Annotated in this window: 26 protein-coding genes and 1 other RNA gene; 13 read left to right on the top strand and 14 right to left on the bottom strand. The window is 63.4% G+C overall.

The window, feature by feature from the left end:
• Positions 1 to 22: 22 nt before the first annotated feature.
• The gene (locus tag ACN0X7_RS14760) at positions 23 to 409 is read right to left on the bottom strand and encodes a hypothetical protein (RefSeq protein WP_417518585.1); all 387 of its coding nucleotides are present in this window, start codon (positions 407 to 409) and stop codon (positions 23 to 25) included.
• Positions 410 to 460: 51 nt separating this feature from the next.
• Between ACN0X7_RS14760 and ACN0X7_RS14755 the strand changes: the two genes are divergently transcribed.
• Positions 461 to 931: a winged helix-turn-helix transcriptional regulator gene (locus tag ACN0X7_RS14755; protein WP_417518583.1), complete on the top strand. Its 471-nt coding sequence runs from the start codon at positions 461 to 463 to the stop codon at positions 929 to 931.
• Positions 932 to 1271: 340 nt separating this feature from the next.
• The gene (locus tag ACN0X7_RS14750; protein WP_417518581.1) at positions 1272 to 1949 is read left to right on the top strand and encodes a hypothetical protein; all 678 of its coding nucleotides are present in this window, start codon (positions 1272 to 1274) and stop codon (positions 1947 to 1949) included.
• Positions 1950 to 1957: 8 nt separating this feature from the next.
• Here the strand turns inward: ACN0X7_RS14750 and ACN0X7_RS14745 are convergent, their stop codons facing one another.
• The 7 genes from ACN0X7_RS14745 to ACN0X7_RS14715 all read right to left on the bottom strand — a co-directional run bounded on the left by ACN0X7_RS14745 (position 1958) and on the right by ACN0X7_RS14715 (position 7228).
• Positions 1958 to 2161: a hypothetical protein gene (locus tag ACN0X7_RS14745; protein ID WP_417518579.1), complete on the bottom strand. Its 204-nt coding sequence runs from the start codon at positions 2159 to 2161 to the stop codon at positions 1958 to 1960.
• A gap of 208 nt (positions 2162 to 2369) precedes the next feature.
• Positions 2370 to 3077, bottom strand: coding sequence for a copper resistance protein B (locus tag ACN0X7_RS14740; protein ID WP_417518577.1), 708 nt, complete (start codon positions 3075 to 3077; stop codon positions 2370 to 2372).
• Between the two features lie 3 nt (positions 3078 to 3080).
• Positions 3081 to 4898, bottom strand: a complete 1818-nt coding sequence (locus tag ACN0X7_RS14735) for a copper resistance system multicopper oxidase (protein WP_417518575.1) — start codon at positions 4896 to 4898, stop codon at positions 3081 to 3083.
• Between the two features lie 20 nt (positions 4899 to 4918).
• The gene (locus ACN0X7_RS14730; protein WP_417518573.1) at positions 4919 to 5464 is read right to left on the bottom strand and encodes a cupredoxin domain-containing protein; all 546 of its coding nucleotides are present in this window, start codon (positions 5462 to 5464) and stop codon (positions 4919 to 4921) included.
• A gap of 60 nt (positions 5465 to 5524) precedes the next feature.
• Complete coding sequence (locus ACN0X7_RS14725; protein WP_417518571.1) at positions 5525 to 5878, bottom strand: hypothetical protein; 354 nt, start codon at positions 5876 to 5878, stop codon at positions 5525 to 5527.
• Positions 5879 to 6104: 226 nt separating this feature from the next.
• On the bottom strand, positions 6105 to 6410 hold the full coding sequence (locus ACN0X7_RS14720; protein WP_417518569.1) for a hypothetical protein: 306 nt from the start codon (positions 6408 to 6410) through the stop codon (positions 6105 to 6107).
• Positions 6392 to 7228, bottom strand: a complete 837-nt coding sequence (locus ACN0X7_RS14715; RefSeq protein ID WP_417518567.1) for a hypothetical protein — start codon at positions 7226 to 7228, stop codon at positions 6392 to 6394. Before ACN0X7_RS14715 ends, ACN0X7_RS14720 begins: the two co-directional genes overlap by 19 nt.
• Positions 7229 to 7755: 527 nt before the next feature.
• Here ACN0X7_RS14715 and ACN0X7_RS14710 point away from each other — a divergent pair.
• The 7 genes from ACN0X7_RS14710 (at position 7756) to recR (ending at position 13087) form a co-directional block, all read left to right on the top strand.
• The gene (locus ACN0X7_RS14710; RefSeq protein WP_417518565.1) at positions 7756 to 8727 is read left to right on the top strand and encodes a sulfotransferase family protein; all 972 of its coding nucleotides are present in this window, start codon (positions 7756 to 7758) and stop codon (positions 8725 to 8727) included.
• A gap of 103 nt (positions 8728 to 8830) precedes the next feature.
• Entirely contained in the window at positions 8831 to 9475 is a 645-nt protein-coding gene (locus ACN0X7_RS14705) for an MBL fold metallo-hydrolase (RefSeq protein WP_417518563.1), read from the top strand.
• A gap of 2 nt (positions 9476 to 9477) precedes the next feature.
• Positions 9478 to 10290 carry a pyrroline-5-carboxylate reductase gene (gene proC, locus ACN0X7_RS14700; protein ID WP_417518561.1) on the top strand — a complete coding sequence of 271 codons (813 nt, stop codon included), beginning with the start codon at positions 9478 to 9480 and terminating at the stop codon, positions 10288 to 10290.
• A gap of 43 nt (positions 10291 to 10333) precedes the next feature.
• Positions 10334 to 10431: signal recognition particle sRNA small type (ffs, locus tag ACN0X7_RS14695), an RNA gene on the top strand.
• A gap of 29 nt (positions 10432 to 10460) precedes the next feature.
• Positions 10461 to 12170, top strand: coding sequence for a DNA polymerase III subunit gamma/tau (locus ACN0X7_RS14690; protein ID WP_417518559.1), 1710 nt, complete (start codon positions 10461 to 10463; stop codon positions 12168 to 12170).
• Positions 12167 to 12490, top strand: coding sequence for a YbaB/EbfC family nucleoid-associated protein (locus tag ACN0X7_RS14685; protein ID WP_417518557.1), 324 nt, complete (start codon positions 12167 to 12169; stop codon positions 12488 to 12490). The genes ACN0X7_RS14690 and ACN0X7_RS14685 overlap by 4 nt, the downstream gene beginning before the upstream one ends.
• A 3-nt stretch (positions 12491 to 12493) precedes the next feature.
• Positions 12494 to 13087, top strand: coding sequence for a recombination mediator RecR (gene recR, locus ACN0X7_RS14680; protein WP_417518555.1), 594 nt, complete (start codon positions 12494 to 12496; stop codon positions 13085 to 13087).
• A 197-nt stretch (positions 13088 to 13284) separates the two neighbouring features.
• Here recR and ACN0X7_RS14675 read toward each other — a convergent pair whose 3' ends face one another.
• The 4 genes from ACN0X7_RS14675 to ACN0X7_RS14660 are packed head-to-tail and all read right to left on the bottom strand — an operon-like array spanning position 13285 to position 17111.
• Positions 13285 to 14169 (bottom strand): AEC family transporter, encoded by an 885-nt coding sequence (locus ACN0X7_RS14675; RefSeq protein ID WP_417518553.1) that lies wholly within the window; start codon positions 14167 to 14169, stop codon positions 13285 to 13287.
• Positions 14170 to 14181: 12 nt separating this feature from the next.
• Positions 14182 to 15453 carry an HlyC/CorC family transporter gene (locus ACN0X7_RS14670; protein ID WP_417518551.1) on the bottom strand — a complete coding sequence of 424 codons (1272 nt, stop codon included), beginning with the start codon at positions 15451 to 15453 and terminating at the stop codon, positions 14182 to 14184.
• A 3-nt stretch (positions 15454 to 15456) separates the two neighbouring features.
• Positions 15457 to 16563, bottom strand: coding sequence for a 3-dehydroquinate synthase (gene aroB, locus ACN0X7_RS14665; RefSeq protein ID WP_417518549.1), 1107 nt, complete (start codon positions 16561 to 16563; stop codon positions 15457 to 15459).
• On the bottom strand, positions 16560 to 17111 hold the full coding sequence (locus ACN0X7_RS14660) for a shikimate kinase (protein WP_417518547.1): 552 nt from the start codon (positions 17109 to 17111) through the stop codon (positions 16560 to 16562). Before ACN0X7_RS14660 ends, aroB begins: the two co-directional genes overlap by 4 nt.
• Between ACN0X7_RS14660 and ACN0X7_RS14655 the strand changes: the two genes are divergently transcribed.
• The 4 genes from ACN0X7_RS14655 to ACN0X7_RS14640 are packed head-to-tail and all read left to right on the top strand — an operon-like array spanning position 17110 to position 21038.
• On the top strand, positions 17110 to 17439 hold the full coding sequence (locus ACN0X7_RS14655) for a hypothetical protein (RefSeq protein WP_417518545.1): 330 nt from the start codon (positions 17110 to 17112) through the stop codon (positions 17437 to 17439). The two genes, ACN0X7_RS14660 and ACN0X7_RS14655, sit on opposite strands and share 2 nt — an antisense overlap.
• Entirely contained in the window at positions 17420 to 19096 is a 1677-nt protein-coding gene (locus ACN0X7_RS14650) for a hypothetical protein (protein WP_417518543.1), read from the top strand. The genes ACN0X7_RS14655 and ACN0X7_RS14650 overlap by 20 nt, the downstream gene beginning before the upstream one ends.
• Positions 19089 to 20012: a site-specific tyrosine recombinase XerD gene (locus ACN0X7_RS14645; protein ID WP_417518541.1), complete on the top strand. Its 924-nt coding sequence runs from the start codon at positions 19089 to 19091 to the stop codon at positions 20010 to 20012. The genes ACN0X7_RS14650 and ACN0X7_RS14645 overlap by 8 nt, the downstream gene beginning before the upstream one ends.
• Before the next feature lie 48 nt (positions 20013 to 20060).
• Positions 20061 to 21038: an HpcH/HpaI aldolase/citrate lyase family protein gene (locus ACN0X7_RS14640; RefSeq protein ID WP_417518539.1), complete on the top strand. Its 978-nt coding sequence runs from the start codon at positions 20061 to 20063 to the stop codon at positions 21036 to 21038.
• A 79-nt stretch (positions 21039 to 21117) separates the two neighbouring features.
• On the opposite strand, the gene ACN0X7_RS14635 is transcribed toward ACN0X7_RS14640, so the two are convergent.
• Both ACN0X7_RS14635 and ACN0X7_RS14630 read right to left on the bottom strand, forming a co-directional pair.
• Entirely contained in the window at positions 21118 to 21885 is a 768-nt protein-coding gene (locus ACN0X7_RS14635) for a hypothetical protein (protein WP_417518537.1), read from the bottom strand.
• Positions 21886 to 21948: 63 nt separating this feature from the next.
• Positions 21949 to 22980, bottom strand: a complete 1032-nt coding sequence (locus ACN0X7_RS14630; protein ID WP_417518535.1) for a zinc ABC transporter substrate-binding protein — start codon at positions 22978 to 22980, stop codon at positions 21949 to 21951.
• Positions 22981 to 23094: the final 114 nt, after the last annotated feature.

Here is a 23094-nt window from a genome sequence, read left to right as displayed (position 1 = left end):
CTTCCAAACATCGATCATCTGTTCAGAAAAGTGGTGCGAGAGCAAATTGCTGCATCAGTGCGCAGAACAACAAGGCAATTGCAATTGCTCCAAACACAGCCGCCACCGCGCGACTGACATTCCGTGGCCCAACCAGAAGAAGAACTGCCGCAGCACCACCGTTTGATACGATGCCCATCCACACGATGCCCCAGGGGAAATCCCCCTGAAGGGCTTGCCAGATGCCGCTTGCATAGGCCACGGCCAGCGCCAGCATCGAAACCCCATAGAGCCGAAAGAGCATTGGTGATTTGGCGCTGATGCTCAGTCGTTTTTCGAGCTTTGCCTGTGGCGACAGGAGGAACGGCCCGGCAAGAAAGGCGACGGTGATAAATATCTTGATCGCCAGAACCACGTTGATTGCATTCATTTTCTGAAACCTTATTTTGGACCCAGATAGGATTAAGGAACCTGAAACTGAATGTCAAACTCAGCCAAGAGGGACTCGGTCCGCCGGTCTGCGCCGGTGCCGATAGACCAATGCGGTGCAGCACTTGCGACCGAAATATTGTCGGACCGATGGACGCTTTTGATTGTGCGCGAAGCCTTCTATGGGGTGATGCGATACGATGACATTCGCGCAGACATCGGGATTCCTCGCTCTGTGCTGACAGATCGCCTGAAGCGTTTGGTCTCGGTGGGAATCCTCGCCCGCGAGCCCTATCGAGAGGTCGGCGCGCGCAGCCGGTATGGGTATCGATTGTCGCCAATGGGGGCGGAGTTGGGGCTGACGATCCTGGCTTTGATGCAATGGGGCGACAAGCATATCAATGCGGGTAAGACCGCGGTTCGCGTGCAGGATCGAGCGACCGGCAAGAAACTCAAAGTCGCATTGGTCGAGGATGATGCTGTGGAGGTAAAGCTTGCCGAAGTGCAGATAACGGTTCTCTAGTCACAAATGGCAAAACCGGATTTCTGGCGAGAACCTCAATCACTTCGAATGAAATTGCTGTAGCGTTGCCTTATGACAGAGCGGCCATTCGTTCGACCTTCGCGAAGGTCTGCATTGTCCGCATTGCGGCCCCTGGCCGCTAGCCGAATCACAGGCCGAAGCCCGCATGCGTGTTATACGGTGCTGCGGGTTTGTTTCTGAAAACCCTGGTTTGCGGAAGCTTCAAGGATTGTACGCCCGTCAGGTGGTATCCGGTGGACGGGAGGTCGCTTGATCATATGATGAAAATCCAAACTATCCGTCGATAGAAGCCGCTTCCCAAGGGCAGAAAGTCACCAGCATGAGCCATACGTTTCACGTCGACGTCAGGGACGTCATCGAGATCGAGGAGATTGACGGCACCTGGACCGCCGACGACTTCCGCGCCCTTCTGGACGCGATGGATTTCGGCGACCATGCCGGCATGGCAGAGGATGAACTGCGCGAGATGTGCCTGATGTCGCTGCAGGATCAGGACCCCAATGACGCGGCATATCTTGTCTTGCGTTACGTCATCGGCGATGCGCTGCGCGACGGCCAGTTGCGCAACATGTCGAGTGAGATGCAAGACGAGAAGCTTTGGGAGGAGTATGTCGATCCGGCGTTTCACGAGCGGCTGTTTCGCGTGGGCAGCCTGCTGTATGCAGCCAGACCGCAGGTCTTTCCGAAGACGGACGCGGTCAGGGTCACGCTTGAAGTCCGGTGCCCGGACGCGGAAGGCCGGGCCTTGTTCGACGCGACGCCAGACGAAGCCTTCCTGGTCCGTCTGGTGGCGGATGGCATGGACGCGCGCGCCGTCCTGCACCGCTTCTACGGCGATCAGATGAAGCAGGCGCACTTTCCCGAAGCGCCCGGCATCGTCTGGATCTCAGAGGTTTCGCCTGCGGGACCGGAGGCCTGGACGGTCGAACTCATCGGCTCGCACTACTGGCTCGGTCCGCTGGACGACACAAAATCGTTCGAGTCGAACGCGGCGTAGTTCAGCCCCTATCGCCTGCTGGATGCGCCGGTATTGCCGTTCCGCCAGGTTGTCGATGACTTGCAGCGGCGGCAGATGCGTTCGCCGAAGCCCGAGCTTTCGAACTTCTCCGCGCAGCGCAGGCAGGACCGCGTCTTCGCGACATCGGCGGTGGCGTGCGTCGACGGATCGTTGCCCGAAGGGCCCGGGGGATCTCTGTGTAACTTGCGCATGATGCGGACTCCGGACAGGGGATGCTGAGGTTTGCGGGGAACGGCGAGGTGTGGCTTGGACAAGCATACACCACTTCTCGCCGCTCTCCGGCGTGTTCATCGCGCGCAACAGCATCCCGCAGCCTCCGGCGGACCGCCGCGCATCATGCGGGACCGCTGAAGACGCGCCGCAGATTTGGAGTGCGCGTCTCCGGCCTGCGCCCGGGCATCAGAAAATGAAGCGCGCACCGACCACGAAAAACACGGTTCCCGCGTCTTCGCCATTGGCTCTGGCCAGGTCCGCAGTCTCGCCGAACTTGCGTTCGTAGTGAATACCCACATATGGCGAGATCAACCGGTCAACGAGATCATAGCTGAGACGTCCGCCGGCTTCGAGCGTCGGACCGAACGCGCCGTTGCCGACCGCCGGGTCATCCGTGAACGGGATGTCCAGTTCGATGCTGGGTACGAAGATGATGCGGTTGGTGATCAGACCTTCATACTCGACCTCGAACCGCGCTGACGGATTGTCCGAGATGAACAGATCGGCATCCACTTCGAACCACTGTCTTGTCAGCCCGTGCAGGCCGATCACGCCGTGGACGCGGTCAGCGCCTTCCGGTGTATCCAGGCGCACGCCCACAACGGCATCGAAGAAGTCCGATACCGGCGTCTGCAGACGCAGTTGGTTTTCCAGTGTTTCAAAGCTGTCTTCCGCTGTTGCGAATTCAGCTTCACTGCGCAGAACCAGTTTCAGTTCGTCCTTGCCGACGAAGGCGTCGAGATCCCAGGCGAAGATGTCCGAACCTTCGTCGATCCGGTACTCGGCCTGTTCGACCTGAACGCCCCACACAATCGGTTCTGCCTGCGCTTGCAGGAATAAGCCGATACCCAATGCGACAAGCGCACCTGCGAGAAGTCCAGAGATGTAATGCATGGCTCACCCCCGATCTTCTGAGTTGAGCGACACCGCATCGCCAGAAGGCCCGCCCTGGACAATGACCTTGCGGAACATGCCAGAGTCAGCGTGATAGGACAGGTGACAGTGGAACGCCCACTCGCCCGGCGCATCGACTTCCGTTTCCATGTAGACGGTCGTGCCCGGCGCGACGCTGACGACATGCTTGATCGGGTTCCACTTGCCGGCACCCGTGTCGAGGATCGACCACATGCCATGCAGATGCATTGGATGCGTCATCATGGTTGTGTTCACAAACTTGAAGCGCACACGTTCACCATATTGCAGGATGATCGGATCGGCGTCTTCGTATTTCACACCGTTCAGCGACCAGATATAGCGCTCCATGTTGCCGGTCAGCTTCAGTTCGATCTCTCGCGTCGCATCCCGATGCTCATAAAGTGGTTTCTGGGCCTTCAGATCAGCATAGGAAAGGAACCTGCCCCCATTTGCCGCTTCAGGTGCCAGACCACTGCCGGGCGCATAAAACGGGTCCGGGCGGGAAGTTGCCGCGGCACTGCCGTGCCCCATCTTCGCGTGATCCATCTTCGAGTGATCGACCTCACCATCTTTGCTGGGCATCACGTGGCCCATCGCGGCATGATCCACTTCACCGTCTTTCCCGGGCATCTTGTGGCCCATCGCTTCATGACCTGCCGCACCATCCTTCTTCGGCATGGCATGGCTCATCTTTGAATGGTCCATTCCGCCGGATCCCGACCCATGATCCATCATCGCGCCGTGACCTTCATGAGCCATGCCCATGTCAGCCATGGTCAGCAGCGGATCTTCACGCAGGTCAGGCACGGCGGCTGTCATTCCCTCGCGCGGCGCAAGAGTTCCCCGCGCATAGGCCGTCCGGCCCATGGATTCCGCAAAGATCGTGTAGGCCTTGTCCTCCTCCGGACGGACAATCACGTCGTAGGTCTCGGCAACCGCGATCCGGAACTCGTCGACCGTTACCGGCTGCACATTGTTGCCGTCCGCCTGGACCACGGTCATTTTCAGTCCGGGAATGCGGATATCGAAATAGGTCATGGCCGAGGAGTTGATGAAGCGCAGTCGTACGCGCTCACCCGGCTTGAACAGACCAGTCCAGTTCTGGTCAGGCCCCTTGCCGTTGATCAGCGGCGTGAAGCCCTGCAGATCTTCGATGTCCGTAGGCATCATCCGCATCTCGCCCCAGTCGCCCCGGTCCGAGAGAGCCTTGTCCACGCCCATCTCGTCCGCATCGCTGAGGAAGTCGAGGAGCGTGCGCTGCTTTCGGTTGTAGTAGTCCGGCATCATCTTGAGATTGCGCATGATGCGATCACCCGAATGCGGATGCGCATCCGTGAACTGCACCACATACTCGCGATCATAGCTGTAAGGCTCGCGATCCTCTGGTTCGATAATGATTGCGCCATAAGCACCATCAGGTTCCTGAAACCCGGAGTGGCTGTGAAACCAGTAGGTGCCGCTTTGAGTGATCGGGAAGCGGTAGGTGAAGGTCTCACCCGGTGCAATTCCCGGATAGCTGATCTTCGGCACACCATCCTGTTGATAGGGCAGGATGAGGCCGTGCCAGTGAACCGAAGTGTCTTCGGAAAGATTGTTTGTCACGTTGATCGTGACATCCTCGCCTTCCCTGAACCGCAGAACAGGTCCCGGTGAAGCGCCGTTGAATCCGATCCCGGACCGGGTGAACTCACCGGTATCAATCTCCACACGGTCAACCGACAGATTGTACTCCCCTGCGATGGCCGGGAAGGTGATCATGCCCAGGAGCGCGACCGCCATGATGAAAGCTCTTGTATGCATTGTTTCAGACTCCCTCTGGCTCAATGAGAGAGCTTGATCTTGCCGACCATGCCGGAGCCGTAGTGACCCGGCACGTTGCAGGCAAATTCAAGTTTCGCGTGGGTATCGAAAGTCCAGATGACCTCACCGGTCTCGCCTGGTTCCAGCAGCACACTGTTGGCGTGGTCGTGCCGCATGCCGTGATTGCCGTGTCCCATCATGCTGTGATTGATGCGATCAACTTCCAGAATGCCCTTCTCCATCATCTGCATCATTTCCGTTTCGTGGGCGGCATGCATTTCGGCAGTCGCGATATTGAACTCATGCACGAACTCGCCCTTGTTCGTGACAACGAACAGGACGGTTTCGCCTTCTTTCAGGTTCATCGATTTCGGTTCGAAATAGTTGTCGTACATATCGACGTTGATGGTGCGCGATACGTTGCTCCGCTCACCTTCATAGCCCGTCCTGGCACCGTGACCACCGTCATGAGAACCGGCAGCAAGGGTTGCTTGAGAAAGTCCTGAAGCAATCAGGACTGAGAGTACAAGGGCCGTAAGCCCCGTGTGTTCACGGATAATCTTCATTCTTCATTTCCTTGATTCGTATACGTTTTGGCCGTCCCGGAGACAGCCGACAGTCAAAAATCAGGAAATATGCTTTGGTGGGGGAGCAGTCGGCGCGTACCCAAGCGTGACAGCTGAATCTGCCGTTTCGTTGTAACGTTCAGTGAGAAAGGCAGGAGTTGGCTGAACTGGTGGCAGCAATGCCATGCCGACACAAAAACCGTGGTCGCATGGCACAAAAATCGAGCACGCCATGCGCTCGTGATCGGGTTGATTCCCGAAGAGCTGATCACCCGCGTCAGCTGGCACCTCATGCCCCATCATCGCGTGGTGCGACATCGGTTTCGAGAACGCACCATTGATCAGCAGCGGCGATAGCATCGCCGCCAGAAGGAGAACTGAAAAGGTGCGCCGCAAGGCGTGGGTCCATTTCATGAGAAAAGATTGGGCCTTCCAGCGGATGGAAGGTCAACAGTGATTGAATCGCATACATCGGCAGGACAGCGAGAGGTCAACGCAACCCGTCATAGTTAACGGCATGTTCACCGGCTTCACGGATGCTCTTGCCCGAAGGGCCCGGGGGATCTCTGTGTAGCTTGCGCATGATGCGGACTCCGGACAGGGGGTTGCTGAGGTTTGCGGGGGTCGTCGCGGGAAGAGGTTAGCCATTGTACAGGACTTTTGCGACATCAGGTGCGCTCATGGCGCGCATCAGGGCACTGTAGTCGGGCTGAAACCGCATTTCGCTGCCGACACTCGCGGGCACACCGGACATTCTTGTGACGAGGTGATCGCTGGTGGTGCCTGCGAAGGCGACACCTTCGGGCATCGCGAGGCCAGCCGTATTCGTGTCCTGCTGACCGGTCGCGAGCAGCGTCCGCGCCGCGTGATCGCTGGCGGGCGCGGTCGCCGGTCCGGGTCCGGTGCCTGGCGCGCGGTTCCCGGAGGTCACCTGGCCAGAACGCAAGTGTCTTTCGACTGCTTGAATCCCTTGTGGCATTCCCAGCGGTTTCCCGATCTGTCGAGATGCGCGTTCTCGGGCAGGTCGATGGCGATGCAGAGATTCCCGGACACTGCGTAGCCGCGATCACATTTCCAGCCCGCACCATAGGCCGCCTCATGGAAGTAGCCATTCTCCGGCACCTGGACCGCCGCGCACCGACCGTCCTGTTCGAAGAAGCCGCGCTCGCATGACCACGGCAGCCCGTAGGATGATGTGTTCAGAAAGCCGTTTTCCGGAATCCGGATGGCGGCGCATTCGTCTCCCGCGACCCTGTAGCCGCGGTCGCAAAGCCAGGCCGGTCCATATGCGTTATCGGACAGATAGGCGTTGTCCGGCAGCACGATCTTGCGACAGGTCTCATCGACCTTCGCGTGGCCGCGCAGGCACTTCCAGCCCTCACCGGAGGCGGTGAGATATCCGCCGTCCGGCACGGCAACACGGACACAGGATGACTGGTCGATCTCGATGAAGCCGTGTGCGCATGCCCATCCCACCCCATAGGATCGATGTGTCGGATATGCGTTCGCCGGCACATCGACGGCGACGCATTCGTTGCCCCGGGCGCGGAAGGAACGGTCGCAGTCCCATCCGGAGCCATAGCTTTTCGCATGGGCATTCGCGGGAATACCGTCACTTCCGGACTGCGCGAGCGACATCGCCGGCAGCATCACAAGCGTGAGCAGTATGGCGAGAAGCGGCATCCAGACACGCGGCGCAACGCGTATGCCCGTCATCGACCGCAGGACGATGGGATATGCTGCCCCGTGCCGATCACGTTGCACGCGGGGTGTCTTCCGTTCGGATGAAGTCATCATGTGTCCTGTGACGGATAAGGCACCGTCTTGCCGATCTGATCCCGATCAAAAATTCGCGGTCGTGCGCGTCAATACCCCGCCGGCCGCCAGGCCGGAATTGCAGCCATGGCCGTCTGCTGCCTCTTCGGATCGAGTATTGTGTGTGCCGGAAATCTCGAAAACTCTATCAGATAAAGAGTTATTTCCCGATACTGTGTATATAGAAGTTTTCCTGCACTTGTCAAATTTGAGTTTCCTAATAAAAATATGAAATTACATCTTCCAACGGCAATATTTTCCTACGGATACAGGATTTTATTCAAATTTCTACTCCAAGAATGACGGAAGATGAAGACTGAACGATGCGTAGGAGTGTCTCCCGTCCCGACCCGCCAGAGCCGTGGGCGGCCTGGCGCGGTCTTCACCGGGACCAGTTCCCCGGAAATCATCGTTAACGGCATGTTCACCGGCTTCACGGATGCTCTTGCCCCGCAACAGACGCGAGGGCAGATTTCATGACACCGGAACGCATCGACTTTTTCATTGCCGGCTCGGAACGCAGCGGGACCACCGTGACCGGCACCATGCTGGACCAGATGCCCGAGATCTGCGCGGTGCAGGCGACCATGGTGATGACGCGCCTGTCGAACCTGTATGACATGATCACGCGCGTGGTCCGTCAGGGCGGCGGGATCGAGGGCGTCGACCCGGCGCTGTGCGGCAGCCTGCAAGAATTTGCAACCAATGTGCCGGTGACGCCCTTCCTGCACAAATGCCTGTTCCACTACAGCTTCTATGAGAATCTCGTCTTCTCGTCCCGGTCCGACGTGACCAAGGACGTGCTGTCCCAGAAGGCCTATGTCGAGGATTTCGACTTCGCGCGCTACATGGCCCGCTTCGAACAGGGCGACCGCACCTGGGCGGCGTCGGTCGCCGCGCTCTATGCCGAGTTCGCGGCGTCGGCGGGCTCGGACGGTCACATCTTCGGCGAGCAGACGCCCGACAACGCACTCCGCGCCGAAGCGATCTCGGCGCTCTATCCGCAGGCGAAGTTCATCTTCATGGTCCGCCATCCGGTGACCAGCATCGCCTCGCTGATGGACCGCTACAGCGACGTCGACTATGCGACGAAGCAGTTCCGCAACCCCTATGCCCACTTCCCCTTCAACAATGAATCGGTGATGGAGCGGACCCTGTTCGTGAAGTTCGAGGATGTCCTGCTGAACCCGCTGATCACGATGAATTCGATGCGGGAGTTCCTGGGTCTGGAGGCCCTGTCGGAGAAGGCGTTCTCGACGGAGCACAAGTCGAAGGTGTTCTCGCAGTATGTCGGCGGCAAGCTTTCGATGGACCGCTACTACCGCTCGCTGACGAAATACCCGATCCAGTTCCGCGCCGAAATCCTGCAGAAGAACGAGGACATCGCAAAGGTGTTCTATTCCGAAGGCGAATCGCGGGCGATCCTGGGCTATCAGGAAGCGGCCTGAACCGGCCCCTGCCGTTTAGCCCGCGCAAGAAGCGGGCTTGACCCCGACTGTCAGAAAGGCTTCACGATAGGGCTGCTGTACGCCCGTCACGTGAGGTCCATCCATGAAAGTCGCCATCGTTCCCGTTACCCCGTTCCGCCAGAACGCCTGCGTCATCTGGGACCCGGATACCATGGTCGGGGCGCTGACCGATCCCGGCGGCGACAAGGAACGCATCCTGGAAGTGGTCGAGAAACACGGTGTGAAGCTGGAAAAGATCCTGGTGACCCACGGCCATCTGGACCATGCGGGCGCGGTCGCCGACCTGGCCGAGCAGCTGGACCTGCCCATCGAAGGCCCGCAGAAGGAAGAGACCTTCTGGATCGAGAAGCTGGACGAGCAGGGCAAGCGCTACGGCTTCGACGGTTCGCGGTCGTTCACGCCCGACCGCTGGCTGGAGGATGGCGACGAGGTCACGGTGGGATCCATGACCCTGGGCGTGCGCCACTGCCCCGGTCATACGCCGGGCCATGTGATCTTCTTCCATGAGGAGTCGAAGATCGCCATCGTCGGCGACGTGATCTTTCACGGCTCGGTCGGCCGCACCGACTTCCCGCGCGGCAACCACAAGCAGCTCATCACCTCGATCCGCGAGAAGCTCTGGCCGCTGGGCGACGACATGACGTTCGTGCCCGGCCACGGCCAGACATCGACCTTCGGCAACGAGCGGAAGATGAACCCCTACTGTTCCGACTTCGTGGAGGTCTGACGATGGCTGAAGGACTTCTGCTGGTCGGTTGCGGCAAGATGGGTGGTGCGATGCTGCAGGGCTGGCTGGCCGAAGGCACGAACCCGGCAACGGTGGTCGTGGTGGAACCGGCGGAGGCATTGCGTGCGCCCATCGCCGAAACCGGCGTGAAGGCGCTGAACGGCCCCGATGCGATACCCGACGATTTCCAGCCCGACTGCGTGATCTTCGCCGTGAAGCCGCAGCAGATGCCCGACGTCGTCGGCGACTACAAGCGCTTCAAGGGAGACGGCACGCAGTTCCTGTCGATTGCCGCGGGCACCACCATCGGCTTCTTCGAGACGGAGCTCGGCAGCGACGCGGCCATCGTGCGCACCATGCCCAACACGCCCGCCGCCGTAGGGAAAGGCATGATGGTGGCCTGCCCCAACGCCAATGTGACCGAGGCGATGAAGGAACGCGCCGGGGCGCTGCTGGCCGCGGTCGGCAATGTCGCCTGGATCGACGACGAGGCCCACATGGACGCGGTCACCGCCGTCTCCGGTTCCGGCCCGGCCTATGTGTTCCATCTGATCGAGACCCTGGGCGAAGCAGGGGTGGCGGCAGGGCTTCCGGAAGACCTGGCGAAGGAACTGGCCCTGCAGACGGTCTACGGGGCAGGCGCACTGGCCCGCGACGCCGATGACGATCCGGCGCAGCTTCGGGTGAATGTCACCAGTCCGGGCGGCACGACCGCCGCCGCGCTGGAGGTTCTGATGGGCGCGGACGGCCTGAAACCGCTGATGGAACGGGCGGTTGCGGCGGCCACCAAACGCAGCCGCGAACTGGGCAGCTAACTCCCCCTTGAAATCGGCCCCCCATCCGCGCGATATAGAGCGTGGAAGGTTGCTGGCGGACGGACTGCTCGCCAACCCGGTCAGGTCCGGAAGGAAGCAGCCGTAACGATTCCGGTCCGGGTCGCCCGGCAGCCTTCCACCTTCTCGCTTTCAGGAGACCGTGACGGACGATGACCGAGGCAGCACCAGCGCCCTATCAGGTTCTCGCCCGCAAGTACCGTCCCCAGACCTTTGACGAACTGATCGGACAGGATGCGCTGGTCCGCACCCTGTCGAACGCCATCGAACATGACCGCCTGCATCACGGCTACATGCTGACCGGCGTGCGCGGCGTGGGCAAGACCACGACCGCACGCATCATCGCCAAGGCGTTGAACTGCTCGACCGCCGACGGGCCGACCATGACCCCCTGCGGTACCTGCACCGACTGCCGGCAGATCGCCGACGGCCGCCACATCGACGTGCAGGAACTGGATGCCGCCAGCCGCACCAAGGTCGAGCAGATGCGCGAACTGCTGGACGGCGTGCCCTATCTGCCGGTTCAGGCGCGCACCAAGGTCTACATCATCGACGAAGTGCACATGCTGTCGAACAGTTCGTTCAACGCGCTGCTGAAGACGCTGGAAGAACCACCCGAGCACGTCATCTTCATCTTCGCGACCACGGAAATCCGCAAGGTGCCGGTGACGGTGCTGTCGCGTTGCCAGCGCTTCGACCTGAAACGCGTACCCGCCGACAAGCTGATGGCCCATCTCGCCCGGATCGCCGGAGAGGAGGGCGCGAGCATCGACGAGGGCGCGCTGCAGCTTCTGGCACGCGCGGCGGATGGATCGGTGCGCGATTCGCTGTCCCTGCTGGATCAGGCCATCGGTCATGGCGCGGGCACCGCCGACGTCGCCATGGTCCGCGAGATGCTGGGCCTGGTCGACCGGATGCAGGCACTGGACCTGTATGAGGCGGTCATGCGGGGCGAAGCGGCAAAGGCGCTGGGCATTCTGCGCACGCTGTATGACGCCGGCGCGGATCCGCTGGTGATCCTGCAGGATCTGCTGGACATCACGCACTGGCTGTCGTCGGAGAAGCTGGCCCCCGGCCACGAGGCCCCCGAGGCCCGCGCGGTCGAGGAGCGCGAGGCCGGGCAGCGCATGGCGGAAGCGCTGGCCATGCCGGTGCTCAGCCGCGCCTGGTCGATGTTGCTGAAGGCGGTCGCCGAGGCCCGCACGGCGCCATCCCCCATCGCCGCCGCCGAGATGGCCGTGATCCGGCTGGCCTACGCCGCCGACCTGCCCGACCCGGCGGACCTGATGCGGCGCGTACAGCAGGGCATGGCGTCCGGTACAACAACCAGCGCACCGACGGGTGGACAGGCATCGCAGCCCCCCGCGCCATCGGGCGCGCCACGCGCCTATGCCGGCGGCCAGCAGCAGGCTGCGCCGAAGCCGGAACCGGCGCCCGAGGCACTGCGGCAGGCTTTGCCCCAGGATTTCCAGGCGCTGATGCAGTTCGTCGAGGACCGCAACGAAGTCCGTCTGCTGGGCCTGATCGAGGAGCATGTCCGGCTGGTCGATTATCAGCCCGGACGGCTGGAAATCGGGCTGGAGAACGACCCGCCGAAGGATTTCAGCCAGCGGCTGGTGAACTGGCTGAACAGCCATACCGGTGCGCGCTGGGGCGTGATCATTTCCAACAAGGAAGGCGCACCGACCATCGCGTCGGTGAAGCGCGCCGAGGCCGAAGCCGAACGCGAGGCCAAGGCGAACGATCCGCTGCTGCTGGCGGTGAAACGGTATTTTCCGCAGGCGAAGGTGATCAGCGATCACGATCTGGAAACATTGCCGGGCCCGCCCCCGGTCGACGATGAGGAGATCGACGAGACATGAAGAATCTGGGCAACCTGATGAAGCAGGCCAAGGCCATGCAGGAAAAGATGGAAACCATGCAGGCCGAGCTGGAAACCATGGAAGTAACCGGCGAATCCGGTGCGGGCATGGTGAAAGTGACGCTGACGGCCAAGGGCGTGATGCAAGCCATCAAGGTCGACCCGTCCATCGTCGATCCCGCGGATCCTGAAATGCTGGAAGACCTGATCGTCGCCGCCCACAATGACGCCAAGAAGCGTGCCGACGCGGCCATGAAGGAAAAGATGGCCGAGGCAACGGGCGGCCTGGACCTGCCCGCGGGCATGAAACTGCCGTTCTGATCCATGGCAGCCGCTGATGTCGAACGGCTGATCCGGCAGTTGGCAAAACTGCCGGGGCTGGGACCGCGATCCGCGCGCCGCGTGGCCCTGCACATGATCCAGCAGAAGGAAACGGTGATGCGGCCGCTGGCCGAGGCCTTGGCCGAGACCGCGGAATCCGTCGGCGTCTGCAGCCAGTGCGGCAACATCGACACCACCGATCCGTGCGAGATCTGCACCGATCCGCGCCGCGACGTCACCAGCATCTGCGTGGTGGAGCAGGTCGGCGACCTGTGGGCGCTGGAACGGGCGTCCGCCTTCCGGGGCCGTTATCACGTGCTGGGCGGTGTGCTGTCCGCGCTGGACGGCATCACGCCCGAGGACCTGAACATCGAGAACCTGATCCCCCGTGCCGCCTCCGGGGCCGTCTCGGAGATCATTCTGGCGACCAACGCCACCGTCGATGGTCAGACGACGGCGCACTATCTGACCGAACGCCTGGAGGGCTGCAACGTCGCCATCACGCGGCTGGCGCGCGGTGTGCCGGTCGGCGGCGAACTGGACTATCTGGACGATGGCACCCTGATCACGGCACTCGCGAGCCGGAAAGAACTCTGAGTGCCAGAGCGTTCCGGCTGAGCCTGTCCTGGCAAAGTCCCGTCTTCGACTGGATCGCCGACGCTCGAACTGTCACCCCCGGTTTATCCGGAGGCCTCACCGAATAGCCGACACGCGCAGTGTTCGCCGGGTCGTTCGTTGCCCCCGCACGGAGGCGGGGGCGACACCCTGTCGTTTCAATCGAATGCTGGACCGCTCTAGAATCTTTCGAGCGCGAGCAGCAGCAGGAACGGCAGCGTCAGGAACGAGATCGCCGTTGAGATCAGCACCGATCCCGCAACCGCGCCGGGACGCTGATCATAGGTGGCCGCGAACAGGTAGTTGAAGACGGCGACCGGCATGGCGGACTGGATGATGATCACGCCCCGCGCCGCGCCTTCCAGACCCAGCAGTTCGGCCACTCCCAGCCCGACCGCCAGCCCGGCGACCAGGCGGATCAGCGCGACGATGGTGCCGTCCTTCAGGCTGCGGACCTCCAGCGAGGCCAGCGACACGCCCAGTGCGATCAGCATCAGCGGAATCGCGATGCCGCCCAGCACCTGCAGCGTATTGTGCAGCCAGCCTGGCAGCGGCGTTCCCGCCAGCAGCAGACCGATCCCGATCACGCTGGCCCAGACGACGGGCGTCTTCAGGATCGCCGCGAACGACCAACGCCCGGAAACCAGCGCGATCCCGAAGGTGAAATGATAACCCGCGATCACCGCGAAGCAGGCGATGCCCAGCGACAGCCCTTCCTGCCCGAAGGCAAACAGGCACAGTGGCAGGCCCATGTTGCCCGCATTGGCCATCATCACCGGCGTCAGGAACGCACGCGGCGACATGCGGCAGACCAGCAGCACTGCCAGCCCGACGAGTGCGAAGCCGCCCAGCGTCAGCACCGTCGCCAGCAGCATTTCGGTGAAGGCCTCCGCCGTCACCTCCAGCCGCGACAGCGTGGCGAGGATCAGCGCCGGCGTGCCAACCCTGGTGGCAATTCCGGTGACGGTCGCCGTGTCGAAAGGCAGTTTGAGCCGGCCCCACGCCAGGCCGATCCCGGCGATCAGGAAAACCGGCGCGATGATCGCGAACAGTTCGGCGGTCAAACGCTCCCGCCCTTACTGAACGGGTTCGGGCGGGGTGATCTTCAGCCGGTTGATGCGGTTGCGGCGGCGCTCCAGCACCTCGAACGTGAAACCGTGAAAGCGGAAGATCTGCCCCGCGTCGGGCAGCGTCTGCGCTTCATAGACGACAAGGCCCGCGATGGTCGCCGCTTCCTCGTCGGGCAGATGCCAGTCGAAGCGCCGGTTCAGATCGCGGATCGTCACCGAGCCCTCGACCTCATAGGCATCGTTCGGCAGCACCTTGACACCCGGCGTCGCCGCGTCGAACTCGTCGGAGATATCGCCGACGATCTCCTCCAGGATGTCTTCCAGCGTGACCACGCCCTGCAGGTCGCCATATTCGTCGATTACCAGCGCGAAATGGGCGTGCCGGCGCCGGAAGGCGTTCAACTGCTCGCGCAGGGTCGTCGTCTCCGGCACGAACCAGGGTTCGCGTGCCACGGCCTCCACATCCACCTTCGACGGATCGCCGCCGTGACGTGCCAGTTCCCGCGCCAGATCCTTGGCATGCAGCACGCCGACAACCTCCTCGCGCTCGCCCCGCCAGATCGGGATGCGCGTGTGGTTGCTGGCCAGCGCGTCGGCAACGATCTTCTCGGGCGCGTCCTCGGCGTTCAGCATGAAGACCCGCCGCCGGTGCACCATCACCTCGGACAGATCGACATCGTCCAGTTCCAGAATCGAGCCCAGCATGTCCTTCGCGGTCTTGCGCACGGTGCCGTCCCGCGCGTGCAATTCGATCGTGCCCTTCAGTTCGTCCTGAACCGAGATGTCGTTGCTGTTCGTGTCGTAGGCCCCGAAAAGCTTGAGTGTGGACCGGACCACGACCTGGATCGCGTTGACCGCCGGCGACAGGATCGGCACCAGAAAGCCGATGATCGGGGAGACGGCCAGCGCGACGCGGTCCGGATTGCGGATGGCGTAGGTCTTCGGCAGCACCTCGGCGAAGATCAGCACCAGCAGGGTCATGACGATCGTCGCGACCGCCACGGCGGCATCGCCGACCAGCGCGATCAGCACGGTGGTCGCCAGCGACGACGCCAGGATATTGACCAGATTGTTGCCCAGCAGGATGGAGCCGATCAGTCTTTCCTGATGCTCGACCAGTTCGCTGACGCGTTTCGCCCGCTTGTTGCCCAGCCGCTCCAGATGGTGCATGCGCGCCCGCGACGCGGCGGTCAGCGCGGTTTCCGACCCTGAGAAGAAGCCGGAAAGAAACAGCAGCACGACAATCGAACCGATGTAGATGAGAAGAGACGTGTCCATGGATCAGGCCACCTTGCCGGAGAGATAGTCGTGTACCGCATTGGCGGCGATGTCGCGGGTCACGAAGGCTTCGCCGATTCGCCGCACCATAATGAAAGTCAGACGCCCGTCGCGAACCTTCTTGTCCTGGGCCATGTGGTCCATTAGCCGGTCAGCAGGCACGCCGTCCAGCCCCCGGTCCGCCGGACGGACCGGCAGGCCGACGCTCTCGAAATGACGGCGCACACGCTCCGCGTCCTGGCCCGGGCAAAGTCCGAGCCGCACCGAAAGCTCGAACGCCTGCATCATGCCGATCGCCACGCCTTCGCCGTGCAGCAGCGTGCCGTCGAAACCGGCTTCGGCCTCCAGCGCGTGCCCGAACGTGTGCCCCAGATTCAGCAACGCCCGCTCACCGCTCTCGCGTTCGTCGGCCGCCACGATCCGCGCCTTGGCCTCGCATGAGCGGGCGACAGCCTCGATCCGCGCATGGCGATCGCCTTCGATCACCGACTTCCCGTTGACTTCCAGCCATTCGAAGAACCCCGGATCGCCCAGCAGTCCGTATTTCACCACCTCGGCGTACCCGGCCAGCACCTCGCGCTTCGGCAGGGTCTCCAGCGTCGCCACATCGGCCAGCACCAGGCGCGGCTGGTGAAACGCGCCGATCAGGTTCTTGCCCTGCGGCACATTGATGGCGGTCTTGCCGCCGACGGAACTGTCGACCTGCGACAGCAGCGTCGTCGGCACCTGGATGAAATCGACGCCGCGCCGCAGGATCGAAGCGGCGAAACCGGCCAGATCGCCGATCACGCCGCCGCCCAGCGCCACGATCATGTCGTCGCGCCCGACCTGACGATCGACCAGCGCCGCGCACAGCTTCTCAAGCTCGGCAAAGCACTTCGTCCCCTCGCCCGGCGGCAGCACGATGGCCGCGCTGTCGATCCCCCCGGCCCGGCAGGATGCCTGAACGGTCTCAAGATGCGTCGCCGCGACATGCTCGTCCGTCACGATCACGGTGCGCGGTCGCTTCAGGACAGCCTGAAGATGCGCGCCCGCACCGGTCAGCAGATCGCTGCCGATGACGATGTCATAACTGCGCGCGCCCAGCGCCACGTTCACGGTGCGGTTCATGCGTCCTCGATCCCCAGCACACTGATGATCCGGTCCACGACCTGGTCGTGGGTGTCGCCGCCGCTTTCCACGGTGTGATCGGCTTCGGCATAGATCGGGTACCGCTCGGCCATCAGTTCGCCCAGCGCCTCGCCCGGATCGCGCCCCATCAGAAGTGGCCGGTCCGTGCGCTTGGCGCAGCGGCGCACCAGCGTGTCGAGATCGGCCTTCAGCCAGATCGATTCGCCGTGGCGGCGGATCAGCGACCGGGTTTCCGCGTTCATGAACGCACCGCCACCCGTCGCGATCACCATGTCGCCTTCCTTCATCAGACGGGCCAGCACGCGCCGCTCGCCGTCGCGGAAATGCGCCTCACCGAATTTCTCGAAGATTTCGGGAATGGTCATGTCCGCCGCGCGCTCGATCTCGTCGTCGGCATCGACGAACCGGCGATTCAGCCGGTGTGCCAGCCGCCGGCCGACGGTGCTCTTGCCCGCACCCATCAGCCCGACCAGCACCAGTGGATGGCTGCGGTCTCCGTCTTCCTGTCGCGCTGCCTCAGCAGGCATGAATCACAACTTCCTTCCCGATCAGGTCACGCACGCGATTGCGGGCACGGGGCTGCAAAGATATGCTGCCCGGGCGATGATCATTGTTCCGGTGTTACGCGAAACAGGCAACCGTCTGCTGCCGTCGCCACACATTGAGACATACCGTTTAGACCTTTGCTGGCCCAAGGAAAATCCCAACTGCATCATGCGTCGTATTCTCCTCGTAATGTTCGCCCTCGTATTCGTGCTTGTCGCAGGCGGCATCGCCTTCGTCGCAACCACGGATATCCCCCCGCCATCCAAGCAGGTCCGGAAGGTAATCCCCGATGATCGTTTCCCGAAGTAGGGCGTTTCTGGCCGCCGTCGTTCTTGCGCTGGCGACACAGGCGTCGCCGGTCCTGGCCCAGTCGACGGGCCCCAAGATCCTGCGCCCCGGTGCCCAGACCGCGCCGGCGGATCGTCCGCGTCAGGGCGACGGCATTCAGGTCGACCGCCTGGACGCGCCCGGCCGCGTCGCCGCCGGGCTGCTGACCGAGGACAACGGCGGCCTGCCCGCGAACCTGTGGAGCGGGTCGGATCGCGATGTGGTCGCGACCCTGTTCCAGCGCATGCCCGATCACTATCGCTCGGCCGCAGCGCGGGAACTCGCGCGGCAACTGCTGCTCTCGGCAGGCGATATCGCTCCCGGGCGTCTCGACGACAACGCCCTGCTGGCGATCCGCATGACCAGGCTGCTGCATCTGGGCGACGCGCAGAGTGCCGTGGCGCTGGCCGAGGCGGCAGGCGGCGGTGCGACCGCGCCGGAAGTCGCCGAACCGCTGACCGAAGCCCTGTTCGTGCTGGGGGAAACCGAGCGGGCGTGCGACACGGCGCAGGGACAGATCAGGCTCGGCGGACGCGGCTACTGGCAGAAGGCAACCGTCTTCTGCGATCTGCTGGCGGGACGCGACAGCGACGCCGACCTGACGCGGAGCCTGCTGTCGGAAACCGGGCAGAAGGATCCGCTGTTCGACACACTGGCCGACGCGCTGCAGTCGGACAGGCCGGCCACGATCGATGCCACACCGGACATGCAGGCGATCCACGTGGCGATGCTGATCGCCGCCAAATCCGCAACCCTGCGCAAGCGCGATCAGTTGCCCCCGCACCTGGCCGTCCAGGTCGCCGCGGCACCCCGGATGGACACCGATGACCGGATCGCGGCGGGCACCATCGCCATTCGCGATGCGGGCATGTCTCCGGCGATCATTATGCTGCTGTTCGACGGCAAGACCGGGCCGGCGGGTCAGCCGTTTCGCGACCCGGTGGTCGTCGCAATGGGCGCGACCAGCGATGCCGTCCGGGCCGAGGCGCTGAATGACCTGTGGAACAAGTCCGCAAAGGTCGAGGATCGGCATGTGGCCGCCGCCTACGCGGAAGGTTTCCTGTCAAAGCTGCAGGCCGAGTCCGGCGTCACCTTCATGGCGCCGGCTGCCCTGCGCATGTCGCTGTTGAATGGCGACCGGTCGCGCGCCCGCGACTGGATGGCCGCGCTGCGCCGGAATGCGGCGGCAGGCGAAGGGGAAGCCGTTGCCGAGCAGACCCGCGCGCAACCGCTTGTCCAGGTGGCCGGACTGACGTCCGTCGACGACCGGACGCTGGACCTCTGGCTGGCAGGGAAGACGGGATCGGCGGCAGACAGGCAGCATGCCCTGACCGTGCTGATGCTGCTGGATGCGCTTGGTACGCCTGCCGGATCGCGGATCTGGCAGTCGGCGCTCGGCACAGCCGCCGACGGCAGCGCGCCGTCCGATCCCGGCCTGTGGCGTCAGTTGGTGATGGCAACGGGGGGCGGGCGTCTCGGTGAAGCCGTCCAGGCTGCGCTGGCGCTCATCGGTGCGGACGGTCCCGCCGGGCTGGACCCGGTCGCCATATCCACCATCGTCGGTTCGCTTCGGCGGCTGGGGCTTGAAGACGCGGCACGACGGCTGGCGGTGGAAACCGTCATCGCTCAGGGTGGCTGACCCGGACACAACCGACGACCGGCGGCTGATCGCCCTGTTTCTGGATATGATGATCGCCGAACGGCATGCGGCGGCGAGCACGATCGACGCCTACCGGCGCGACCTTTCCGACCTGTCGGGCTGGCTGGCGGGCCGGAACCGTGCGCTGGAAGACGCGGATACAGACAGTCTGCGTGCCTGGCTGTCCGCGCTTTCGCGCGACGGACTCGCCGCGTCATCCCAGGCCCGCAAGACCTCCGCCGCGCGCCGCTTCTACCGGTTTCTGTTTTCGGAAGGCCTGCGCACGGATAACCCCGCAGCGGTGCTGGATACGCCGAAACTGGGCCGTCCCCTGCCAAAGGTGCTTTCGGTCGAGGACATCGGCGCGTTGCTGACGCAAGCGCGGCAGGACCAGAGCCATCGCGGCGTGCGCATGATCTGCCTGATCGAGATGCTTTATGCGGGCGGCCTGCGCGTCAGCGAGCTGCTGGGTCTGCCCTATCCGCCCCTGCGCGGGGACAAGCGGTTCCTGATGGTCCGCGGCAAGGGGAACAAGGAACGGCTCGCCCCCCTGAGCCCGGAGGCCCTGACGGCCCTGGACAGATACCTCGAAGTCCGCCCCCGGTTCCTGAAGAAGGGAATGCCCTCCCCGTTCCTGTTTCCGTCGCGCGGCAGGGACGGCCATCTGACACGTCAGCATTTTGCCACCGAACTGAAGAAGCTCGCGGCGCGCGCCGACCTGAACGCGGCGGAGATATCGCCCCACGTCCTGCGACACGCCTTTGCAACGCATCTGCTGGCCGGGGGTGCCGACCTGCGCACGCTGCAGAAGCTTCTGGGACACGCCGACATCGCAACGACACAGATCTACACACACGTTCAGGACGACGGCCTGAGCGACCTCGTGAACACCAAGCACCCGCTTGCGGGACGCTGACAAGGCGGCTATAGCCGACCGCACATACAGACAGGGGAATGCAGAAAAATGAGCTTCAAGATCGTTGAACAGACCACACCGCGCCTGAACCGTTGTGAACTGGCCGTGCCCGGCTCGTCGCCGAAAATGTTCGAGAAAGCCGCCAAGTCGGACGCCGACGTGATCTTTCTCGACCTGGAAGACGCCGTCGCACCCGATGACAAGCCGCAGGCCCGCAAGAATGTCATCGAGGCGCTGAACGACATCGACTGGGGCAACAAGACCATGTCGCTGCGCATCAACGGCCTGGACACGCATTACATGTACCGCGACGTGATCGACGTGATCGAACAGGGCGGCGAGCGGCTCGACCTGATCATGATCCCGAAGGCGGGCACGGCCTCGGACATCTACGCCCTCGACATGCTGGTGACCCAGGCCGAGGCCGCGACCGGCCGGAAGAAGCGCATCGGCTTCGAGATGATCATCGAGACCGCGCTGGGCATGGCCAACGTGGACGAGATCGCCGCCGCCAGCCCGCGCAACGAATCGCTGCACTTCGGCGTGGCCGATTATGCCGCCTCGACCAAGGCCCGCACCACGGTCATCGGCGGTCCGAACCCGGACTACGGCGTGCTGACCGACCCCGATGACGACGGCAACCGCGACTATCACTGGGGTGACATGTGGCACTATGCCGTGGCCCGCATGGTGGTTGCGGCGCGCGCCAACGGCCTGCGTCCCATCGACGGCCCGTTCGGCGACTTCTCCGATCCGGACGGCTACAAGGCGCAGGCGCGCCGCTCGGCCATCCTGGGCTGCGAAGGCAAATGGGCCATCCACCCGAGCCAGATCGCCGGCGCGAACGAGGTCTTCACCCCGTCCGAGAAGGAAGTGAACAAGGCCAAGCGTATCCTGGAAGCCATGGAACAGGCACAGAAGGAAGGCCGCGGCGCGGTCGCGCTGGACGGTCGCCTGATCGACATCGCCTCCATCAAGCAGGCCGAGGCTCTGGTCAAGCAGTCGGAACTGATTGCCGGCGGCTGAACGAAGAAGGGCGCAGCCTTAGAAAGCTGCGCCCTTTCGTTTCGCAAGCCGTGTAGAGGGAGGCTTGCGCCGGGGGGAGTCAGAACTTCAGTTCGACGTTGAACGAGAGTACCGCGTCGGGTGCGGCGTCCGTCAGACCGGCCAGGATCGCGATGCGCGGCTCGATCACCCGGCCATGGCCGAGGTCGAAGCTGGTATAGGCCGCAGGGCCGATCACGTGCTGTTGCTGGTCCAGAGCGGGCGCGTCGCCGAACGCCTGCTCGAAGCTGCCGAACATCTCGACGCCCAGCCGCCAGTCGCTGCCCACCCCTCGGGCGACCGAGAATGCATAGGACAGGCCGGGGTCCGTGCCGTCCTCGAACGGAATATCGACGAACAGATTGCCGATGGCCAGCCAGGGGCCGTGCGCGACCTCCAGCACCGGGCCGACGCTGATCTCGGCAGCGTTGATGCCTGCTGCGTTCGGCAGTTCCATACCCAGGAAAAGACCCGGCAGAACGTGCAGTTCATCGCCGTGACCATGATCATGGGCGTGACCGCCGCCGCCAGGCATCAGAAAGACGTTCTCGAACTCGAAGGCCTCGACCTCGGCGTTCGCCCCCTTGGGATTGGCGATCTCCAGCGCCACGGTGGGTTTCCACCAGGACACGGGCGCGTAGGAGAAAGCCAGTTCGTGCGCCGAACGCTCGTCGCCGGGCGCGACGTCCGACAGGGTGAGCCCGTTCAGGGACTCGAATTCGAACCCGCCCTTCTCGATATCGGGATGGATGACTTCGAACACCTGAGCCTGCGCGCCGGCACCCAGCAGGATGCCCGCGATCACCAGCGGCATGACGGATTTCTTCATTTCTACCTCTTCGATCAATGGGACGCGTTGGTTTTCGTTCAGGCGGCAGCGGGGTGGGAGCAATCAGCCGAGGCATTCCCGGAACGCCCGGGCTGCGCCCCGCATCAGCTGTTCGTACTGGTTCGGGCCTGACGGATAGGCCGCGCCCAGCGGGTCGGCGACCCCCACCCGCGCGTCCGTCCCGTCGGCCAGGGTCCGGGGCAGGGAGTCGCCGAATTGCGGCTCGGCGAAGATGCAGACCACCCCGAGATCGCGGATGCCCGATCTCAGCCGGCTCATCCGCCGCACGCCCGGCGGCGTTTCGGGGCTGACGGTGATGGAGCCGACGGCTGTCAGGCCGAACTCATGCTCGAAATGCTGCCAGGCGTCGTGAAAGACGATGAAGGGCCGACCCCTGACCGGTTCGAGAAGCTGCTTCAGTTCCGATGACAGCGCCTGAAGGCGGGCCACCGTTGCCTGCGCGTTGGCCCGATAGGTGTCGGCGTTGGCCGGATCGACCGCGGCAAGCTTCTGCGCGATCGCCTGTGTCATGATCACGGCATTGCCGGTCTCCAGCCAGATGTGCGCCTCGGTGTGGGCCGCTTCTCCGGCTTCATCACCGTGTGCGTGCTTCTTCTCGTCATCGTGGTCATGCCCGTGCTTCTCGCCTTCATGGCCGTGTTTCTCATCGTCATGGTCGTGCCCGTGCTTCTCACTCTCGTGGCCGCCATGGTCGTGCGCATGCGGCTCGAACGCGCCGCCTTCCCGCAGCGGCAGCAGATGCAACCCCGGCTCATCGCCGAGCCGGACGATCTGTGCATCGTCCGCCAGTTCGGTCAGTGCCTTGTCCAGAAACGTGGAGATCCGCGGACCGACCCAGAAAACGACGTCCGCCTGCGACAGCGCACGGGCGTCCGACGGTTTCAGCGCGTGGTCATGCGGCGACGCGCCCGGCGGGACCAGCAGATAGGGATCACCCAGATCCCCCATCACCGATGCCACCAGCGCGTGGACGGGCTGGATCGACGCCGCAACACGCGGCGCGGCATGTGATGCCGATATGCCCGTCACGGCGGTCAGGGCGGCAACGGCGGCGGCGGCAAGCAGGCGGGTCATCGGGGCACCTCGACGTAATGTTATTTTATAACGTGTTACAACATTACATCTCACAGCCTCGGCTATGGCGCAAGCCCGATCTCTCTGGCATAGAAAAGAAAAACACGATCCGGG

It is taken from the genome of Minwuia sp., assembly GCF_048263705.1.
Lineage (GTDB): Bacteria > Pseudomonadota > Alphaproteobacteria > Minwuiales > Minwuiaceae > Minwuia.
Note: the sequence above shows the minus strand (reverse complement) of the source record. Positions and strands in the feature narration are given on the sequence as shown.